Origin of the sequence: Pseudoalteromonas sp. S554, assembly GCF_005930865.1 — a bacterium.
Taxonomy (GTDB): Bacteria; Pseudomonadota; Gammaproteobacteria; order Enterobacterales; family Alteromonadaceae; genus Pseudoalteromonas; species Pseudoalteromonas marina.
Window position 1 is genome coordinate 1 of sequence record NZ_PNDV01000070.1, and the last position, 19336, is coordinate 19336.

Below are 19336 nucleotides of genomic sequence, written 5' to 3' on the forward strand. Positions count from 1 at the left end.
AAAAATGCACAAAGAGAAGAGAGAGGAGTAAACGAGCAGCCAAAGCAAATTAGTATAAGTTATCTGTATATGACCACCGAGTACACCGAGGCGCTTCGCGCTGCACAGTGAAAACACACGTATCGTTTAGTCACTTTTCTAGGTATTCTCCTTCGCTTCTCGGTGGTTCCCAGTTAAAGCGTTGCTTTTAAACGCCATCAAGCTGCGCGTCTTCAGCCCATTTAACTTATGCGGCTTACTTTTACTTTTATTTTTCCTGCATTGGCGCCATAAAAGCGGCTTAAGTCATTGGCGAAGGGACTAAATTCACCTGATTTAGTAATAGTCACCGTAGCGTCATTAGCTATTTTAAATAAAAATTCTTCGTTATTATTAATTGCACCAACTAATGAGAACCACTGAGCATCTGGAAGTCGTCTGAATGGTTCAAGTAATGCCATTGGAATTTCTTTAACGCCTAATTGCACGTCATCTCGATGCCATCCCTTAGGTGTACACTTTATGCCGTCGTCAAACCAATGTTGATCAGGGTAGGGGGTAAAGCGATAAGTTGCACCTTGCTCGAGCATTAAGCCCGTTTTGTTATAAAACTCACTGGCAAATACCACCACATCTTGGCTTTGGCCAATACTTAATACGCTCATATTTTGGTTGGCAAGCGTAATGTGCGCACTTAAGCCGGTAAAACTTAAGGTGCTGTTGTCACTGTAGCTAACGTTGTATGACTGCTTTTTAAGTGACTCTGGACGGTAGCTGGTGAGCTTATTAATTCGTGTAGCTACACTGTGGTGAACTAATGGCTTAATATTACTTGCTTCGTTGTCCACCAGCACAAAGCACTCTCTATCTACCAGCTTAAAGAACGAGTTTAACCAAAAGTAATTTTGCTGGTGGCTCAGTGCAAGTGAGTCGGGGATAACAGTGAGATCGTCTTGTGCAATTAAATTACTATCTGGAAGAAGAGTTTTGTAGTTAATATCGTGACTTGTTAACAATGAAATAGCTAACGGCTGCTCAATAATCCACTCAAGTGCATAACGTAAGCAAATATCAGCTAAACCATCACGGTAGTATCCACCGCCAATGTCTGAATGCGCGCCTGCAAACCACAGTTCAGTAATGTTATTTTGATGGTTCATCAGCGTAGGCTCAAACGCACGGCGTTTTTCATCAAGTGCCACGCAGTGCAGTGCTTGTGAAATATTATTAGCAATGGTGTGGTTTTCAAAAATAACGTGCTCGGCGCCGCGTGTCGCTTTACTCACTTTTGATAAGCCAATTGAGGCCACGGTATCAAATACACATACGTACACATTATTACTAATCAAAGGTTCCAGAATTTTTGCAAAACGCCTAGCGAGAGCGCCACCTCGGCTAAAACCGGTAAGTAAAAGGGTATCGCCTAGTTGGTAATGCGTTTTAAAATCACGCATGGCTTGATTTAAAATACTGGCAACATCGTCACCACTTGGCGCTAAAGTTTGGTTTAAAATGCGTTTTAACCGGCTACCTTTAGTGCCAATACCTTGATAATAAAAGCTCAATTGTTGCGAGAAAGGTGTAGTGGGGGAACCATCAAGTTTGCCGCCTAATAATAAGTGCAGCTTAACAATGTTAGAAATACTACTGTCTTCTTTAAAATGCTCTGAGCTAAATTGGTCTGCGTCACGGGGCTCATTTCCTGTGCCATCAAAGTTAAAAACTAGTGTTTTTCCCGTCATTGCCTTATTCCCTAAGTGGTTTGTATAAATTTACATGGGAATTGTGAAAAATCAAAGACAGCGGTAATAAAAATTTATTAAATCTGCTTATTACCGCCATGGGTTATTTATTAATGCAATTTCATTTTAGGGCGCACTACACGCAGTACTTTTTCGCTTATCCATAACGCAAAGGTTTTTGCGCTACCGTGTATGGCGCGCTGGTGCATACGATACAGCGATATATACATAAAGCGGGCTATTTTACCTTCAATAAAAAAGGTGTTGCTGGTTAAGTTACCCATTAAATTACCGACTGTGCTGTAGCGCGATAAGTTAACGAGAGAGCCGTGGTCGCTGTATTTAAACTCGCTTAGCGGCTGGTGTTTAAGTGTTGCAATAAGGTTTTTTTCAACACATTGTGCCATTTGATGGGCCGATTGCGCGCGTGGCGGTACAAGTTTTCCGTCTTCTTGGGTAAAGGCGCAGCAATCGCCAAGTACAAAAATACTTTCATCTACGGTGCTTTGTAAGAACTTGTTTACTTGAATTTGGTTGCTGCGAGTAAGCTCAAAAACACCTAGGTCTTTAATAAAATCTGGCGCTTTTACGCCTGCCGCCCATACCATAATATCGGCATCTATGTGTTCTTCGTCTTTTGTTATAAAGCCTTGCTCGGTGGCTTCTTTTACCTGTGTTTGCTCTCGCACGTTTACGCCCAATTTTAACAGCTCGCGTTTGGCACTTACGGCAATACGCTCTGGTAATGCAGGTAAAATACGTGAGCCGGCTTCAATTAAATGAATGTGCAAACGCTTAGACGACATATTTGTAAGCCCATATAGCTTTAATAGCTCAGACACGTGATACAGCTCTGCCGAGAGCTCAACGCCTGTTGCGCCGCCGCCAACAATGGCAATATCAAGAGATTGTTGCTGGTTGTCGTCTTGATGAAGGCGGGTAAAGCTATCGAGCAAAGAATGCTGAAAACGTTCAGCTTGCTGGTTTGAATCTAAAAAGTAGCAATGCTCTTTTATGCCTGGGGTATTAAAGTCGTTACTTACACTGCCAATAGCAATAACAAGGTGGTCATAGCGTACAGTGCGTTTGGGCAAAATAGTGTGGCCAAGTTCGTCAAAAAGTGGTGCGAGAGTAATTGTTTTATTGCTTTGGTCGATGTTACAAAAGGTACCAAGTTGAAAATTATAATGATGTTTTGCGGCATGGGCAGAGTAAACTACGCCATCTAAATCGGGGTCAATAGAGCCTGTGGCTACTTCGTGCAGTAATGGCTTCCATATGTGGGTGCGGTTTTTGTCTATTAATAAAATTTCTGCGTGTTTTTTCTTTCCTAGTTTATGCCCTAATTGAGTTGCAAGCTCTAATCCGCCAGCGCCGCCGCCAATAACGACGATCTTAGGAGTGGTTATGTTCATGACTATGCCCTTAAAAATAATATACCCAAGCAATCTGTTTTATTATTTTTAAAATGACTTGGGTATCGAAAATTATTTTGGCAAAGCTCACTTTTATGGGGCTATAGTGTGCGCCTAAATAATGGATATGTCAGCAGTAAATCACCTAATTTACGGTATACTAACTTGCAAATACTTCATCTAGGCTGCATTTTTCTGTTATAGCCCTGTGTTATCAACGCCAAAAAGGACATTTTTATGAATACGCCGCTTTTACAATCACTTGAGCAACATTTTGGTTTTAACCAGTTTAGAGCAGGGCAGCAGCAAACTATAGAGCAGCTTTTAAATGGGCAATCGTCCCTTGCTATATTCCCTACAGGGTCGGGTAAGTCGTTGTGTTATCAGCTAACGGCTATGCATTTAGAAAACTTAACGTTAGTGGTGTCGCCATTACTAGCCTTAATGAAAGATCAAATTAGTTTTTTAAATAGCAAAGGTATTTACGCGGCAAGCCTTGATTCTAGCCAAGACCAAATGCAAAGCAGCACCGTAATGAACGATGTGCGAAATGGTAAAATTAAAGTGTTAATGGTGTCGGTAGAGCGCTTTAAAAACGAGCGATTTAGAGAGTTTATAAGCCAGGTTGCGCTGTCTATGCTGGTGGTAGATGAGGCGCACTGTATATCTGAATGGGGGCATAACTTCAGACCTGACTACTTAAAACTACCGCGATATCGCGAAGAGCTAAATATTCCACTAGTACTATTGCTTACCGCCACCGCCACTAAAAAAGTAAAACGCGACATGAGCGAGCGTTTTAATATTGCCCCTGAGTGCATTGTACAAACTGGCTTTTACCGCGCTAACCTCGATTTAAGCGTGCTAAGTGTAAAAACGGCTGATAAAAACACCGAACTTACAAACATAGTGCGTGTGCAAAATGGCCCAGGTATTGTGTATGTAACACTGCAGCAAAGTGCTGAGCAAGTGGCTAACACGCTAAGTGCGCAAGGTATTCAGGCGGTTGCGTATCATGCAGGGCTTGAAGATACACTCCGGTGGCACATTCAAGATGATTTTATGGCGGGTAAAATTAACGTAGTTGTAGCAACTATAGCCTTTGGTATGGGCGTTGATAAATCAGACATTCGCTTTGTTATTCATTACGATTTACCAAAATCGATTGAAAACTACAGCCAAGAAATTGGCCGCGCAGGGCGCGATGGCAACCCATCAAACTGCTACACGCTTGCTAATTTAGATGGCCTAAACACAGTAGAAAACTTTGTATATGGCGACACCCCTGAGCTGAGTGGCATTGAATATGTAATTAACGATATTCGCCAAGCCCAACAGCAATGGGAAATGCAAGAATACAGCCTTTCAAGCGAAAGTAATATTAGGCAACTGGCACTTAAAACATTACTGGTTCAACTTGAAATGCAAGGCGCAATTACGCCGCAGTACGCCTATTATGCCGATTTTAAATACAAGTTCTTGGTTGATAAAAACGAGCTACTTAGCCAGTTTGACGAGCAGCGCCAAGCTTTTTTAACGCAAATATTTAGCTATACTGATTTTAAAAAAATATGGGGCACGCTCAATTTTGACACCCTTACCCAAGCCGCGCAGGTTGACCGTAAACGGGTTGTGGCCGCGCTTGACTACCTAGCTGAAAAAAACCTTATAACGCTTGAAACCAAACGCATTACCCAAGTATATAAAGTGCATAGTGAAGTTATAAATAACCCAGAGCTTGCCCAGCAGTTACACCACTACTTTGCTGATAAAGAACAAGCTGAAATAAAACGAATTGCTGCTTTAGTGCGCTTTTTTGAGCTACAAACGTGCTTGAGTTATAACTTAGCGCGCTATTTTGACGATCAAAATGCGCCAGCGCAATGCGGGCATTGCTCAGTTTGTCGAGGGCAAGCAGTAAAACTCAAATACTCATTAGCGCCGGTCACTATTAATGATGAGGTTATTTACCAAAAGGTAGACGAATTTATAGCGCATATGGCCACAAAGGGAGTTCATAACGTGGGTGTTGAAACCCAGTGCCGTTTTTTAGCGGGTATGAGCGTGCCATTGTTTGCTCGTAATAAGGTACGCCAACTTAGCGGATTTGCGCTTTGTGAGCAACAGCGGTATAGCGATATAAAAGCCACACTGCTTGGCAGATAGCCATTAAAGTAATGATCAAACCTGCATAATTATAAAAAATGTTAAATTTTTGTTTGTTTTTTCAGCGTTTAACTATACTCAACATGACTATTAAGGTCATATAAAACGAGGTGAACGATGAAACTGCAAAAATTGATGCTGTTAGGAGTGTTTATTTCAGGGACTAGTTACGCTGAAATTAATATTTCAGGCTTTGCAAGTATTAACGCGGGTAAAGTACTCAGTGGAAGTGGTGTGCCGCAATATGGTGTTGAGCCAACCTTTTTGGCTGACTACCCTAATGTGAGTGGCTACACAGAAGACTTATCTTTCTCTCCAGAGTCGTTAATTGGTATACAAGTGTCGGGGGATCTTGGTGAGGGCTTATCTGTCACAGGTCAAATTGTTGCCCGAGGTGTAAACGATTTTGATGCTAATTTTGAGTGGGCATATATTTCGTACGAAATAAATGATAATTGGACGGTTCAAGCAGGTAAAAAGCGTTTGCCTCTTTTTTATTACTCAGATTTTTTTGACGTAGGTTACGCATATGTATGGATGCGTAACCTGCCGACAATTATACATGGCAAGTATTTAACTATGAGGGCATAAACCTTCTCTATTCTGGCTCGATTGGAGAGTGGGGTGTGTCTGCTAATGTGTATGCTGGTAAAGAAGACGATGACGACAACAAACTGCTATCAGACTTTTTCTTTCAAGAGCCTACCCGAGAAATTTGGGAAGATATGCTAGGTGGTGTACTTTCGTTAAGCCATGATTGGCTTGAATTGAGAGTAACGCATATGCAATACACTAATAAACGCTTTCGTTCTGGAGAGCCGGTTTTATGGGATGGAAAAGATAGCCGTGATGGCAAATTTTATGGCTTAGCTGCCAATTTTGATTTTGGCGACTTTTTTGTACTAAGCGAACTTAACCGTTTAGATCTAGACGGAAACCTAGACACTTATATGATCAGTGCAGGGTATCGGTTTGATGCAATTACGCCTTATGTGATGTTTTCAGATTTTGAGCAAGAAGGTGAGGGAGATACTGAAAGCCATAATACCTTTGCGGTGGGGGTTCGTTGGGATTTTCATCCTTCGGCGGCACTCAAAATGCAGTACGACAGGGTAAAAGATGATTCATTCGAGTTAGCGGTAGCGGGTGATAGTAAAGCAATCACGCTTGGTGTTGATGTTGTATTTTAAGGGGAATTAAAAATGAAAAAATTAATGTTATGTGTACTGTTTTTGTTTAGCAATGTTGCCTTTGCTGATTTTGCTATTATTGTACATCCTTCAAACGAGAGTAGTTTTGATGAGTCCGTCATTAGTCGAATTTATACCGGAAAAGAAAAGTCGTTTAGTAATGGCAATACGATCATTCCAATATCACAAGATTCAAAAAATCCGACTACGGAGCAGTTTAACAGTAAACTGCTTAATAAAAGTGCGTCGCAGTTAAGAGCCTATTGGTCAAAGCTTATTTTTACGGGAAAAGGAACACCACCCAAAGAGCTAGAAAATGACTCAGAGGTGATCAAAATGGTTGCAGCTAACCCAAATACGATTGGGTTTGTTTCGGCATCTGCCGTGTCTGATGATGTGAAGGTGGTATTAAACTTTTAATTTAACATTAAAAGCCAACAATAAAGCGTGTTAACGAGTAGCACGCTTTTTATTACTCTATTTGTTCACCATTAAAATTAACTAGCACGTTTAGCCTGCTCGTGTATCCTACTTAGTGTGTTTCTTTTATTTAAGCCACTATGCCTCACATTGTTATTCCAAGTAAAACTATTTCCTCTACACCTGAGCCCGTAACCTGCGCTAACTGCCAAGCGTGTTGTTGCCAATTAGAAGTGCGCATAGTAACCGACACCGGTGTGCCTTTTCAGTACATTGATTACGACAAGTGGGGCAGCGAAGTAATGAAACGCGGCGATGATGGTTGGTGCCAAGCACTCGACCGCAATACGCTAATGTGTACCATTTATGAAAACCGCCCACTTACTTGCCGTGAGTTTGAAATGGCCTCGAACGAGTGTATTACAGAGCGCGAAATAGCCGGTATTTAAAAATACGGACTAACTAATAAACCCGTGTTTGTGTTTTTAACCAATAGAGAGTTGTGCGCTTGGGTATCTTAGTTTTTTACTTCGTGGACTTGCTAAAAAGTAGGCGAGAGTGAGCGGGCCTATTCTGCCCATAAACATTAAAAACATAATGATAAACTCCCCCAGCGGTGATAACGATGACGTTAAACCGCGTGAAAGTCCTACCGTACCCAGTGCCGATACCGCTTCAAAAGCAATATCTAAAAAAGGTGCATCTTCAACGACCAGCAATGTAAAAATAGCCAACCAAGTGACTCCCGCTGAAATAACGGTTAAGGCTAATGCTTTATATACTGAATCTTTGTCTATTTCTCGGCGTAGCACGGTGACGCCCTTGTCACGCCTTAAGTAGCTATAGGTTGCTAATATTAAAACGATAAACGTAACGACCTTTATGCCACTTGCAGTACTCAAAGAGCCGCCACCAATAAACATAAGCATCATAGTTAAAGCGGTACTGGCATTTTTTAACTCTTCAATAGCAATGGTATTAAACCCCGCAGTGCGAGGAGTAACGGCTTGAAACCAAGCTGCTAGCCATTTCCCTATTTCAGATAACGGCTGCAGTGTTTTTGGGTTATCGTATTCAATTACGTAAATAAGCAACAATGCAATAACGTTAATAATAACAGTGCTGATCAGCATTAATTTACTGTAGGGACTGAGCTTAGCCCAACGCTTTGATTTATATAAATCGGTTAATACGGTAAAGCCTAGGCCACCAATAATAAACAAACAGGTAATTGTTAAATTTACAACGGGGTCTTCTACATATTGCATTAAGCTATTGGGGCTCAATGCAAACCCTGCGTTGTTAAAAGCGCTAAGAGTATAAAAAAGTGCATGAAAAAAGCTTTTTTGTAAGCCCATTTCGGGTAGCCAATACAGCGTTAAAATAATAATGCCTAAAGATTCAACAATTAGCGCAAACAGCAAAACAGACTTAGCGGTATTTACCAAAGTCGATGTATCTGTTTGATTAAAGGCTGCTTTGGTCACTGTTTTTTGAATAAAGCCAACTTTATTACCCAGCGCCATTAAAGTTACAACCGCAAAGGTCATTAAACCCAGACCACCTAGTTGAATTAATAGCGCAATAACGCCTTGTCCAAAAGGAGTAAACACTGAACCAGTATCGACTACAACTAATCCGGTTACAGTCACCGCGGAGGTTGCTGTAAACGCACTTTGTATCCATGAAATAGGCGCATAGGTTGCAAAAGGTAGTTTTAACGCCAACGCCCCTAGCGTTATTAATATTAAAAAACTACAGCAGAGAACAAGCGGTGGAGCCGCATTGAGTTTTTTATGCCCATTGGCTTTTCGATCTATAGGTGTTTTGAGAGGGTGCCATAAAACCATAATTATAAAAGCCTTGGTGCAAGATAGTTTAGTTCGGCTCGGCTACCTGATAACAGTAAAATGTCGTAAGTAAGTAACTCAAAGTCGTCATCAAGTTTGACAAACGTTTGCTTTGCGCGCTTGACCAATAATGGGTTTACAGTGCTTTTTATTTCTTTAAGTAAATGCCTTAGTTTTGTTTTATGTAAGTGCGCTTTTATACTTACTTCAACAACGTATAAGCCATTGCCTAAGGAAATATAGTCGTTTACTACAGGGTAATTAAGTGCTTGTGCAACGCGCACGCCCATTTCTTCTTCAGGATGAATGATGCGTGTTACACCCAGCTTAGAAATAATTGTGTGATGTGCTTTAGTGCTCGCTTTTACCCATATTTGCTTAACAGCTAGGTTTTTTAATGCAAGGGTGCACAGAATGCTCGATTGCATGTCTTCTCCAATCGCCACTAAAACTGCCTGACTGCTCGCTAAATCAAGCTCTTTAAGTGCGGCTTCATCAGTGGAGTCGCAAACAACGGTTTCTGATAAATGCTCAACATATTTTTCAGCGAGTTTAGGGTTACTATCAACCCCAGTGACTGTATGCCCTAAATGAATTAACTCAAGGCTTGCTGCAATGCCAAATCGACCTAATCCGATCACTGTAAAATGTGCCATGTTGATACCTAAATTAAAGTTAAAAGAGAGAAGTGGTAAAGTTCATTTGGTCAATAAACAGTTAATACATAGGCTGTAAGCATCACTATTTTTATCCAACCCAACACACCTATTACTCCTTCTGCTGAAGTTAGAATATGAGTTATTAAAGTAACAATGAAGGTAGGCGTTAAAAGCTTTATAAAGATTTAACGAATCAGATAAAAAACTTTATAAAAACTTTATAGAGGCAATATCGAAAAGGCAGTAATCTAGGTGCTCAAATGTTAGAGGAATAATTAATGAATCAGGCAGAGGCTAAACCACGTTGGTATAACGCATTGTTTTTGGCAGTAATAATGCCATTAATTGTGGTTATTGCCATTTACCCTGTGCGTAATTGGTTTACTACCACCGATATCGTGATGCTTCAGTTATTATGGGTGACTTGGGTTGCTGTGCGCAGTAATCGTCGTCTTGCCATACTGACCACCTTAGTGAGTGTAGCGTGTACAGATTGGTTTTTTGTTGCTCCAAATTTTACTTTTCATATTGAAAACATAGAATATTTAGTAACCTTTATGGTTATGCTGATTGTTGGCTTTGTGATCAGCCAATTGGCAGGGGAGCTCAGTACTAAAGTTAGGGATGTGCAATTACATGCGAGTAATAGTCGCACCTTGTACGAACTGGCCAAAGACTTAAACAGTCTAGATACGCTGGATGAACAAAAAAAGTACTTTGTGCAGCGGATCGGTAAGCATTTAAACGCATCTTGCACATTTATGCCTGCAGCACCGCGGGGCAATAGTGAATTTATATTGCTTAGTGAGGCTAGCCCGAGTTTGGGCGGGCTTAATTTTACTAAACGGTTAACGCAAGGGCAAAGAGCCTTCGCAGATACCGCTATTTCGCTACTTTATCAAGTACATGAAAAAACGTTATTACGCCAACAGTCGGCTGCTATTTCGGTGCAAGCGGAATTAGAGCGCGCTAAAAATGCACTTTTACGCAGTTTATCTCACGATTTACGCACACCACTGGCAACCATTATGGGCGCATCGAGCATGCTTGCAGATGATGAGATTACCCTCAGTGACAGCGTGATAAAAGAGCAAGCGAGTAATATTTATGAGCAAAGTAAAATACTAAATGAGCACTTTGATAAAGTAATGGAGTTAAGCCGAGTTAATAAAATGGGTGAAAACCTAAGTTGGCAAACAATAAACTTACAAGCACTACTTAGTGAAGCTAAAGCTAGAAGACAGCAGCAACTCACTGATTTTATCATAAATACCAATATAGATGCTCAGACAACATGCGAAGGGGATGTGACTTTGTTAGAAATTGCGCTGGCTAATATGCTCGAAAATGCATGGCGTTATGGTGATAAAAAGGTAAGCGTTGAATTTACGCAAAGTACTAATCAGCAAAAGGTATGTTATCAGCTAATTCTCACTAATAACGTGATCACTAAAGCGCAAACAAGTAGCGATGAAGGCGTTGGGTTAGGCAGTATTATTTGTGATGTGGTTGCTAAATTTCACCAGGGCACATTTACATTAACAATTAATAACGAAACAAATATGGCGTACGCAAAGTTAATCTGGGAAAAAGATAATGACTAAAATCTTGATATTGGAAGATTCTCTCCCTCTACAAAGCTTTTTAAAAACCTTGTTGCAAGCCAGTGGTTACGAGCTAAGTATTTGTGATAAAGGCTTAGATGGTTTTGCACGTTTAAGTGAGCAAAGTTACGATCTTGTATTATTAGACTTAGGCTTGTTAGATATGGATGGTCAAGACTGGTTAATTGAGTTTAGACAATGGAGTGCCTTACCTGTTTTAGTACTCTCAGCTCGAGATGGCGAAGTTGAAAAAGTCACAGCGCTTGATAATGGGGCAAATGACTATATTACTAAACCGTTTAGCGCGAATGAGTTGCTAGCCCGAATTCGGGTTTTATTACGGACCCAAAGCCAACCGAGTGTGGCATTTACCTGCGGGAATATAAAAATAGATCCGCAAAAGCACAGTGTTACTGCTTCTGGAGGTGAGGTAAAACTCACTAAAAAAGAGTACGCAATACTCTTATTGCTGTTTCAAAATAAAAATAAAGTACTCACCCATAATGCAATCTTAAGCCATATTTGGGGAGCGCAGTATGTAGAGCGACCTGAATACGTAAGAGTCCATGTGGCACAGCTTAGACAAAAACTAGAGGCTAACCCTGCGAGTCCAAAATATATTTTAACTGAACCGGCCGTGGGTTATCGATTGGTTGACTAAAAATGAGAACTTTAGAGTTTTACTCTACAGCACAGTGATCCAGATAAATTATTTTTAATTGAATTTTAATACGCTTAAGCAAATTAGTGTAAACAAAACAGAGCAGCAAAAATGTTTGCTATGACTGTGTTTCCACAGTCATAGGCGTATAAAATTAGTCGTATTTAGCTTCTAGCTCATTAGCCGTATGAAACTTCTCGTGGCTTTGTAATTGCTCGTCGTATTTTACTAGGTTTTTAAAGTGACCTAGCTGGCCTGAGTTTTTAACAATTTCAACAATAAACGACATCATGAAATCGGCGCCGGTTAGGGTGTCGCCAACTAAATAACGTTTACCTTCTAGCCGGTCGTTAAAGTAGCTAATAACTTTAGCGGTTTCGGCGTCGGCGTAGCCTTCTAAAAATTGTGTTTTAGCGCCATCTTTAAGCACAAACATTTTAAGTAGTAGCGGTAAAATTGCAGAGCTTTCAGCAAAGTGTAGCCATTGTTGGTAATCAACGTAGTCAGCGGTGCCAGCCTTTGGTGCAAACTTTCCGTTACCGTATTTAGTAATTAAGTAATCAGTAATAGCGCCAGATTCGGTAACAATTAAACCATCGTCTTCAATAACTGGCGACTTACCGAGTTGATGAACTTGCTTTAGCTCATCAGGCGCTAAAAATGTGTCTTTGTTACGTTGATAAGCAACAATTTCGTAATCAACTTCTAGTTCTTCTAAAAGCCAAATAATACGTTTTGAGCGCGATTTATTTAAATGATGTAGTTTTATCATGTCAGTCCTTGTTGGCGTTGCTGGTTGCAGCAACGCTGTGTTTGTATATTTTAGTTAAAGTGCATCGTTGATTTTAACAACGGTTTTACCAAAGTTTTTACCACTGATCATATCGTTAAATGCGCTTACAGTGTTTTCAATACCTTCTACCATGTGCTCGCGGTATTGTACTTTGCCATCCTGCAGCCACTTTTGCATGTCTTGTGCAAATTCATCGTAGCGGTGACCGTAGTCGTCAAAAATTATAAAGCCTTGCATTTTAATACGTTTAGTAAGCAGCTGCCCCATTAGCATACCCATACGGTCAGGGCCTTCAGGTAAGCTTGTGGCGTTATACTGCGATACTAAACCACACAGCGGTACACGAGCTGCGGTATTAAGTAATGGTAATACGGCATCAAACACTTTACCGCCCACATTTTCGTAATAAACATCTATGCCTTTATCACAGGCTTTTTCTAGTTGCTCTGCAAAGTCATCGGCTTTGTGATCAATACATGCATCAAACCCTAGTTTTTCAACTGCATGGGCACATTTTTCGCTGCCACCAGCAACGCCTACCACTTTACAGCCTTTAATTTTAGCTATTTGGCCAACGGTTGCACCAACTGGCCCCGTTGCTGCGGCTACTACTACCGTTTCGCCTTCTTTAGGTGCGCCAATATCAAGTAGGCCCATATACGCCGTAAAGCCCGGCATACCCATAATGCCTAGCGCGTACGAAGGATTAGCAGGCTCTTTGCCTAATTGCATAAGGCCTTCGCCATTACTAATGGAGTAACTTTGCCAACCTGTATAGGCAAGTACCCACTCGCCTTCGCTAAATTTATCGTTTTTAGACTCTTCTACTTGGCATACGGTAGCGCCAACCATTACGTCACCCACGTTTACCGGATCGGCGTACGACTTTGCGTCGCTCATGCGGCCACGCATGTATGGGTCAAGTGATAAATAAATAGTGCGCAGCAGTACTTCGCCATCTTTTAGGGCTGGTAAATCGACTGTTTTAAGCTCAAAGTTTTTATCGGTTGGAGCACCGTGTGGGCGTGATGCTAAAGTAAGTTGACGACTAGTTGCAGACATAAAATTCTCCTTTTGAATATGAACCCACTTAACGAATGTGTATGCGTTTAATAACCCGATTGGCATAAACAATAATGCGCGTTAAGTAGTAAATGTATGTACAAATTTGTACCTTATAACAGGAGTTTTGGGCGAGGGGCTGTTAATTCAACCTTAAGCGGAGTAATTATTCTAAACGGTTTATTTGAGCTTGCTAAAAATATGGCTATCGTAAAATGCGCCATTTTTATAAATGGCTTGTTTAAGAACGGCCTCGGCCTTAAAACCACATTTAGTAAGTGCCTTCATAGAGCCAGTATTACCAGCAAATACGGCGCCAAAAATACGGTTTAGGTTTGAGGTTTTAAATGCGTCATCGCAAATTTTTGTAATAGCGTGAGTCATTATTCCTTGCCCCCAAAAGTCACTATTAAGCCAATAGCCTATTTCGCCACTGCGGCTATACTCGAATTCTCCGGGCGTTATGCCTATACACCCCGCAAATTGCTCATCTACAACAATGGCCTTAACTATTCCACTTTTAGAGCCTTGGTTTATCCACCAATCGGCGTCGGCTTGGGTATACGGAAATGGAATTTTAGACGATAAAAAGCGCGTCACCTGTTCATCGTTTAAGGTATTAATAATGTGTGGCGCGTCCTTTGGTTTAAAGTCTCTTAGGGTAATCATTGCTTTAATTAAGTATGGGCTGAATACGGTTTAACTTAGCAAGCAATTAGAGATTGCACAATCACAAAGATTAACCGCTTACGCCTATAACTTTGTTTTAAAGTACTCTAATATAAGCAAAATATAATACTGTTTAAGATACCTTTTATGCACCCACACATAGCCGCCCTATATAATAGTGCCCAAAAGCCAAGCCGTTTAATTGTAGGTTTAATGAGTGGTACCTCGTTAGATGGGCTCGATGTAGCGCTGTGTAAGGTAAGCGGCGCGGGCTTAAACACATGTATTGAAATATTAAATTTTACCACCGTTGAATATAGCGACGATTATAAAAGCAAAATAAAGCAGGTATTTGCAAAGCGAGAGTGCGATTTAGAACTAGTAACCTTATTGCACCCTTGGGTAGGTAAGCTCCATGGCAATATGGTTAATCAGTGCTTACATACTTGGCAGGTAAATCCAGCAAGTATTGATGTAATAGCCAGTCATGGGCAAACAATTTACCACTGCCCACAGTCGCAGCATAATCATAAAAGCTTTACTAATGGCACATTACAAATTGGCGACAGCGACCAAATAGCCGTTACTACCGGCATTACAACTATTGGCGATTTTAGGCAAAAACACATAGCCGCAGGAGGCGAAGGTGCCCCACTTGCGGTATATGGCGATTACTTGTTTTTTTCAAGCCTTGTTGAAAACCGTATTTTACTTAACATGGGTGGTATAGCTAACTTAACTTTTTTACCCAAAAGCGGTGATGCAAACAGTGTATTTAGCTCTGATATTGGCCCGGGTAATACAATAATGGATGCCTACGTACAAAAATATTTTGAGGGGATGCATTTTGACGACGGTGCAAAAATAGCAAAAGCAGGGAAAGTAAATATGCCTTTACTTCATGCATTATGCGCAGATGACTTTTTTAATTTAAGCATGCCCAAAACAACAGGGCCAGAAGTGTTTAATTTAGCGTATTTAAAAGCGGCTCAAGGACTCACCAATACGCTTGACTTAACTCACCACGATGTAATGGCAACACTCAATGCATTTAGTGCTAATGTAATAAGCGATGCAATAAAACAGTGTGCTAAACACGAGGCAAATTGTGTGGTGTATGCCAGTGGTGGTGGAATACATAACCCACTATTAATGGAGCAGCTTTTAAACCTTTGCCCAGAGGTTAAGGCGTTTAAAAACACACAGGTATTAGGAATAGATCCCGACGCTAAAGAAGCCGTGTTATTTGCTATTTTAGCCAACGAATGCCTAGCTGGTGAGCAGCAACACCTTAATAATACCGCGCAAGGTATTGCGGGAGTGACTATGGGAAAAATAAGCTTTCCCGACTAACCGCTATTGATAAGCGTTTTAAAACAATGATAAAAAGGTCGAGCTTACCCCTGCAAAATATCGGCGAAAACCTTGTGGTTTTGACTGCTCGATATTTACGAGTGGCGTGTTGTAGCCGCCCTCAAATGCGTTAATATTCATATCAAACTGAAGGCTATTTTTTAATGTAGCGTATTTTCCGTGCAACATAAGCTGCATTACAAAACATTGGCTATGGGTAATTTTGTTTAAAGTAAGGTTAACGTAACCGCGCTCTAAATCGGCTTGCGTAATAACGTTCTCAGTAAAATACTGAGCGCCACGTGCACTTGGATGTGTTGCGCTAAGCGAAATAACATCACCTTCATGTACAGCATCTGGCAAATCGCATTGCAATGTAATTGCATGAAGCGCATTAGCTTGTACCGAAAGGTTTTCGTATTCCATGGTGTGGCTCATAGCCGCAGACATCGGATCATCAAGTGATTGCAGTGCAAATGTTAGTTGCACTAAAGGTGTGGTCATTTACTTCGTCTTCTAGATTATAAAAAATACAGTTTGAGTTTAAATTATCGCCTACTTAGATTGCAGTTTTATGACAAATTGCACTTAATCGGATAATCGCAGCTTTTTGATCAAAAAAGATCGTTACAGGGTTTTCATTTAATTTAGGTAACGTTTGTTGTCAAAGTAGGTGAAACTTGCGATCCAGCCTAAGAGAGTATAAATAGTGCTTATAAATAGTGCTTATAAATATTGTGGGGTAAGCATGTAGGCAGCAATATAATTTAAATACGCAGAGCGAGTTTTCATTTTCAATCCATCGAATTTGTACTGTATGTATATGCAGTTGTGGCTCAGTCGCTCGCATAGTCAATAAAACGACCCCGTTGCTCGTTTTATACTATGTAGAAAAGCGATCACTGAAGGATTTTAATAACGCTGGCAATTAGTTGGCAAGTTTGTTACTAATAAACAAACAAGGAAAACGAGCTTCGCCGTGGTAGAAAAACGCGCGATTCGCTCGCTATAAACATGTTAGGGCAACTCAAAATTCAATTACGGAAGAATAAATGAAAATACTCTCACTAAACATTGAGGGGTTAAATGGCTCTGTAAAGCCAATCAGCCTTACTTTCAATCAAGATATAAATATTATTACAGGTAAAAATGGTTCAGGTAAAACTACTATCTTAAAGCTGCTTTGGTATTGCGTTAGCGCAAATATTGAACGAGCCATTAGAGAGATCATATTTTCAAAAGTAATAGTCAAAACATCTAAATATACCTTGAATGTTGAATTAACTAATTCGAAGGATAAACAGTTAGCTCGGTTTTTAGTTACGAGTGCAGATGGCGAATTGTTACTAGATAAAAAAGAGCCTGTGCACCGTGAAGAATATGTTGAATTAGCAAATAGGATCACTGTAGATCTATTTGATACCTCTATTTTTTTTCCAACCTTTCGGAGAATTGAAGGTGGATTTTCAATGGATGATAGGTCGTCGAGCAGGCGAAAAGTTATCAGAAAGGATGATCGAGATTTTTATATTCAAGGCAGTTCAGGTGGAAGAGAAATTCAAGATGCGCTTGAATCACATGCAGGGATGCTTTCAGTTGAAAACCATAAATTTGTTTCCTCAATTTCTACGATAGATATCCAGCAATTAGTCACACGAAAACATAGTGATGCTACTAGGAAAGTTGAACAATATTCGAAGTCATTGTCTGAAACTATCTTCAAAGAAATTAAGGGCTACCGGGATTCAAACTCTACGAGAGAGGATGCCCTTAAAGATGCTATATCCACACTCGATAAAATAAATCAAGATGTAATAGAGTTTGATGGGGTGAGAGAGGAGGCTTTCAAATCACTAGATGTTTTATCAAATATGATTGTTTCTATTTTCGAACACAAAGGGATTCGCCTGAACCCCAGAGTAACTCTAGGTGACATAACAGATAGCATTGACTCTGAATCGCTTTCTGCTGGTGAAAAACAAATGCTTAGCTTCTTATGTTACAACGCGCTTCATACTAATTGCCCATTTTTTATTGATGAACCCGAATTAAGTTTGCATGTAGATTGGCAACGGGTTTTGCTGGACATCATGGTGGAGCAAGGCACCTCTAACCAGTTGTTTATCGCGACCCATTCACCTTTTATATACTCCCAGTTCGAAGATAAAGAAATAATGATTGGCAATGATAAGGGGAACTCAATTGAGTAATAGAGTAACTCCTTCTGTTCAAGAGATAGTAAGTACGTTAAAGAGATCGAGTTTACCAACTTTAGTAATTGAGGGTTCAGATGATGTCTATATTTATAGATATTTAAAATCCAAGTTATCATCTCGAGTTGTTTCAATACAACCTTGCGGAGGCCGTAGTACACTTTTTAAAATACATGATAGAAAGCATGAGTTCGCTGACAAGAATATTGTTTTTATAGCCGATAAAGATTCTTACAGGTTTGATGGTATACCAGATGATAGGAAAGATATTATCTTTACTGAAGGTTATTGCATAGAAAATGATATTTACCAAGGTTCAACAATTCATAGCTTCATTGATGAAGAAGATAGCTCAAGTTTTGAATTGTTAAGAACATTGATTTTGCGATGGTATGCTTTTGAATTAGAAAGGTATAATGCTAATCAAAGTGAGAACAAAACTTTAGAGGTTAGTGCTCATATAAATGTTATTTCTCCTGACAATACACAACTTTGCCCTCTATTTTCACAAAGGATAGGCTTTAGAGAACCAAATACACAAACTTTGGAGTTTGTGGCTAACGCGTACGACTCAAACGTGAGAGGAAAGCAGTTATTTCAAATGCTATCTAGGTTTATGTCAAAAAAAGGAAGGTTTTCATCTTTTAGTGATAAAAATTTAGTTGAAATAGCACTAAAACAGGGGGGTAACGATCTATTGCAACGTTTAGTTTGTGATATGGAAAATAAATTAGCTGTGGCGTAGCCCTAACAAAGTTACTCAATAGGACGCAAAACGCTTGGCTTTTGCTCCTTCGTCGCTAAGTTTAGCCAAGCATTTATGCGCGCATTAGTAAGACGTTAGGTAACAAATCAGGTGTATAGACTCATGGATAGAGTAGTAATTTTCGTTTTGTGTTTCTGCCTATTTATAGGTGGTGCAACTCACATATTTGATAATTTATATTATGGATTCTTGCCTTATAAATTTGCTCCTGAATGGGTTAATATTTATTGGACAGCGTTGGCTGTTATAGATATTGTGGCTGTTTACTTGTTAATTAAATGGCGTAACGCTGGTTTGGTGTTAACACTGGTTATAATGCTTAGCGACGTAGCAATTAATTCTGTTGCTTTTTATTTATTAAACGTTCTTTCGGATAGTTCTGCTTTACAACTTCAAACATTATTTCTAGGTTTCTGTATTGGTTCTTCTATTTGGCTATGGCAGTCGAAAAGTAAGGCTAACGTGGTAAATGTTACCTAACAAACAATTAAACAAGGACAAAAACAGTTGGTTTTGCTCCTTCGTCGCTTATTTTAACCAACTATTTTTTGCCTGTTAATTGGGCGTTATATTGCAAGAGGTGAGCCTTGAACTTGATGGTGGCAATTGGATTTTTAGTTGGTGGTCTGGTTGTGATATTCATGCCCACCAAGACACTTTTGCGAAATGATTATGGCGCTGGAAAGCTGTTTTTCAAATTAGAAAAGAATGAAGACGATGGGGTAATATATGCGCGTAGGTTTTATAACAAACTTGGAGGTGCATTAGTCTTCGTCGGGGTTTTTGGCATTTTT

General features: G+C 40.0%; 17 protein-coding genes and 1 pseudogene. 10 read left to right on the forward strand and 8 right to left on the reverse strand.

From position 1 onward, the window contains the following. Nucleotides 1-221: 221 nt before the first annotated feature. Both CWB65_RS14930 and CWB65_RS14935 read right to left on the reverse strand, forming a co-directional pair. Nucleotides 222-1721 (reverse strand): phospholipase effector Tle1 domain-containing protein, encoded by a 1500-nt coding sequence (locus CWB65_RS14930; RefSeq protein WP_138740888.1) that lies wholly within the window; start codon nt 1719-1721, stop codon nt 222-224. A 110-nt stretch (nt 1722-1831) separates the two neighbouring features. Then, nucleotides 1832-3136: an NAD(P)/FAD-dependent oxidoreductase gene (locus CWB65_RS14935; protein WP_138740889.1), complete on the reverse strand. Its 1305-nt coding sequence runs from the start codon at nt 3134-3136 to the stop codon at nt 1832-1834. 237 nt (nt 3137-3373) lie between these two features. Here CWB65_RS14935 and CWB65_RS14940 point away from each other — a divergent pair, with 237 nt between their 5' ends. From CWB65_RS14940 to CWB65_RS14955, 4 genes and pseudogenes are all read left to right on the forward strand, one after another. Further along, nucleotides 3374-5302 (forward strand): RecQ family ATP-dependent DNA helicase, encoded by a 1929-nt coding sequence (locus CWB65_RS14940; protein ID WP_138740890.1) that lies wholly within the window; start codon nt 3374-3376, stop codon nt 5300-5302. A 117-nt stretch (nt 5303-5419) separates the two neighbouring features. After that, nucleotides 5420-6492, forward strand: a pseudogene (locus tag CWB65_RS14945) (porin). 12 nt (nt 6493-6504) lie between these two features. Further along, nucleotides 6505-6912 (forward strand): substrate-binding domain-containing protein, encoded by a 408-nt coding sequence (locus tag CWB65_RS14950; protein ID WP_010556059.1) that lies wholly within the window; start codon nt 6505-6507, stop codon nt 6910-6912. A gap of 140 nt (nt 6913-7052) precedes the next feature. Beyond that, entirely contained in the window at nt 7053-7361 is a 309-nt protein-coding gene (locus CWB65_RS14955; protein WP_138740891.1) for a YkgJ family cysteine cluster protein, read from the forward strand. Nucleotides 7362-7397: 36 nt separating this feature from the next. On the opposite strand, the gene CWB65_RS14960 is transcribed toward CWB65_RS14955, so the two are convergent. Next, nucleotides 7398-8762 carry a TrkH family potassium uptake protein gene (locus CWB65_RS14960; protein WP_138740892.1) on the reverse strand — a complete coding sequence of 455 codons (1365 nt, stop codon included), beginning with the start codon at nt 8760-8762 and terminating at the stop codon, nt 7398-7400. Between the two features lie 2 nt (nt 8763-8764). Next, nucleotides 8765-9418, reverse strand: coding sequence for a potassium channel family protein (locus tag CWB65_RS14965; protein WP_138740893.1), 654 nt, complete (start codon nt 9416-9418; stop codon nt 8765-8767). A gap of 281 nt (nt 9419-9699) precedes the next feature. Here CWB65_RS14965 and CWB65_RS14970 point away from each other — a divergent pair, with 281 nt between their 5' ends. Next, nucleotides 9700-11025: a DUF4118 domain-containing protein gene (locus CWB65_RS14970; RefSeq protein WP_138740894.1), complete on the forward strand. Its 1326-nt coding sequence runs from the start codon at nt 9700-9702 to the stop codon at nt 11023-11025. Continuing rightward, a complete protein-coding gene (locus CWB65_RS14975) occupies nt 11018-11686 on the forward strand; it encodes a winged helix-turn-helix domain-containing protein (RefSeq protein WP_138740895.1) in 669 nt (222 codons plus the stop codon). The genes CWB65_RS14970 and CWB65_RS14975 overlap by 8 nt, the downstream gene beginning before the upstream one ends. Nucleotides 11687-11840: 154 nt before the next feature. Here the strand turns inward: CWB65_RS14975 and CWB65_RS14980 are convergent, their stop codons facing one another. The 3 genes from CWB65_RS14980 to CWB65_RS14990 form a co-directional block, all read right to left on the reverse strand. After that, complete coding sequence (locus tag CWB65_RS14980; RefSeq protein WP_006793540.1) at nt 11841-12458, reverse strand: glutathione S-transferase family protein; 618 nt, start codon at nt 12456-12458, stop codon at nt 11841-11843. A gap of 54 nt (nt 12459-12512) precedes the next feature. Further along, nucleotides 12513-13541 carry an NADPH-dependent curcumin/dihydrocurcumin reductase gene (curA, locus tag CWB65_RS14985; RefSeq protein ID WP_138740896.1) on the reverse strand — a complete coding sequence of 343 codons (1029 nt, stop codon included), beginning with the start codon at nt 13539-13541 and terminating at the stop codon, nt 12513-12515. A 180-nt stretch (nt 13542-13721) separates the two neighbouring features. Next, nucleotides 13722-14210: a GNAT family N-acetyltransferase gene (locus tag CWB65_RS14990; protein WP_138740897.1), complete on the reverse strand. Its 489-nt coding sequence runs from the start codon at nt 14208-14210 to the stop codon at nt 13722-13724. A gap of 147 nt (nt 14211-14357) precedes the next feature. Here CWB65_RS14990 and CWB65_RS14995 point away from each other — a divergent pair, with 147 nt between their 5' ends. Further along, nucleotides 14358-15563 (forward strand): anhydro-N-acetylmuramic acid kinase, encoded by a 1206-nt coding sequence (locus CWB65_RS14995; protein ID WP_138740898.1) that lies wholly within the window; start codon nt 14358-14360, stop codon nt 15561-15563. 18 nt (nt 15564-15581) lie between these two features. Here CWB65_RS14995 and CWB65_RS15000 read toward each other — a convergent pair whose 3' ends face one another. Beyond that, nucleotides 15582-16067 (reverse strand): hypothetical protein, encoded by a 486-nt coding sequence (locus tag CWB65_RS15000; RefSeq protein ID WP_138740899.1) that lies wholly within the window; start codon nt 16065-16067, stop codon nt 15582-15584. Nucleotides 16068-16615: 548 nt separating this feature from the next. Between CWB65_RS15000 and CWB65_RS15005 the strand changes: the two genes are divergently transcribed. From CWB65_RS15005 to CWB65_RS15015, 3 genes are all read left to right on the forward strand, one after another. Further along, on the forward strand, nt 16616-17773 hold the full coding sequence (locus tag CWB65_RS15005) for an AAA family ATPase (RefSeq protein ID WP_138740900.1): 1158 nt from the start codon (nt 16616-16618) through the stop codon (nt 17771-17773). Continuing rightward, complete coding sequence (locus tag CWB65_RS15010) at nt 17766-18521, forward strand: DUF4435 domain-containing protein (RefSeq protein WP_171047594.1); 756 nt, start codon at nt 17766-17768, stop codon at nt 18519-18521. The genes CWB65_RS15005 and CWB65_RS15010 overlap by 8 nt, the downstream gene beginning before the upstream one ends. 123 nt (nt 18522-18644) lie before the next feature. Further along, a complete protein-coding gene (locus CWB65_RS15015; RefSeq protein ID WP_010557084.1) occupies nt 18645-19022 on the forward strand; it encodes a hypothetical protein in 378 nt (125 codons plus the stop codon). Nucleotides 19023-19336 lie beyond the last annotated feature (314 nt).

What these genes read in the sequence shown, in the direction of transcription:
- CWB65_RS14980 (WP_006793540.1), bottom strand. Translation starts at nt 12,458, where the DNA reads ATGATAAAACTACATCATTTAAATAAATCGCGCTCAAAACGTATTATT.
- CWB65_RS14940 (WP_138740890.1), top strand. Translation starts at nt 3,374, where the DNA reads ATGAATACGCCGCTTTTACAATCACTTGAGCAACATTTTGGTTTTAAC.
- CWB65_RS14995 (WP_138740898.1), top strand. Translation starts at nt 14,358, where the DNA reads ATGCACCCACACATAGCCGCCCTATATAATAGTGCCCAAAAGCCAAGC.
- CWB65_RS14930 (WP_138740888.1), bottom strand. Translation starts at nt 1,721, where the DNA reads ATGACGGGAAAAACACTAGTTTTTAACTTTGATGGCACAGGAAATGAG.
- CWB65_RS14970 (WP_138740894.1), top strand. Translation starts at nt 9,700, where the DNA reads ATGAATCAGGCAGAGGCTAAACCACGTTGGTATAACGCATTGTTTTTG.
- CWB65_RS14960 (WP_138740892.1), bottom strand. Translation starts at nt 8,762, where the DNA reads ATGGTTTTATGGCACCCTCTCAAAACACCTATAGATCGAAAAGCCAAT.
- CWB65_RS14955 (WP_138740891.1), top strand. Translation starts at nt 7,053, where the DNA reads ATGCCTCACATTGTTATTCCAAGTAAAACTATTTCCTCTACACCTGAG.
- CWB65_RS14975 (WP_138740895.1), top strand. Translation starts at nt 11,018, where the DNA reads ATGACTAAAATCTTGATATTGGAAGATTCTCTCCCTCTACAAAGCTTT.
- CWB65_RS14935 (WP_138740889.1), bottom strand. Translation starts at nt 3,136, where the DNA reads ATGAACATAACCACTCCTAAGATCGTCGTTATTGGCGGCGGCGCTGGC.
- CWB65_RS15005 (WP_138740900.1), top strand. Translation starts at nt 16,616, where the DNA reads ATGAAAATACTCTCACTAAACATTGAGGGGTTAAATGGCTCTGTAAAG.
- CWB65_RS15000 (WP_138740899.1), bottom strand. Translation starts at nt 16,067, where the DNA reads ATGACCACACCTTTAGTGCAACTAACATTTGCACTGCAATCACTTGAT.
- CWB65_RS14965 (WP_138740893.1), bottom strand. Translation starts at nt 9,418, where the DNA reads ATGGCACATTTTACAGTGATCGGATTAGGTCGATTTGGCATTGCAGCA.
- CWB65_RS15015 (WP_010557084.1), top strand. Translation starts at nt 18,645, where the DNA reads ATGGATAGAGTAGTAATTTTCGTTTTGTGTTTCTGCCTATTTATAGGT.
- CWB65_RS14990 (WP_138740897.1), bottom strand. Translation starts at nt 14,210, where the DNA reads ATGATTACCCTAAGAGACTTTAAACCAAAGGACGCGCCACACATTATT.
- CWB65_RS14950 (WP_010556059.1), top strand. Translation starts at nt 6,505, where the DNA reads ATGAAAAAATTAATGTTATGTGTACTGTTTTTGTTTAGCAATGTTGCC.
- curA (WP_138740896.1), bottom strand. Translation starts at nt 13,541, where the DNA reads ATGTCTGCAACTAGTCGTCAACTTACTTTAGCATCACGCCCACACGGT.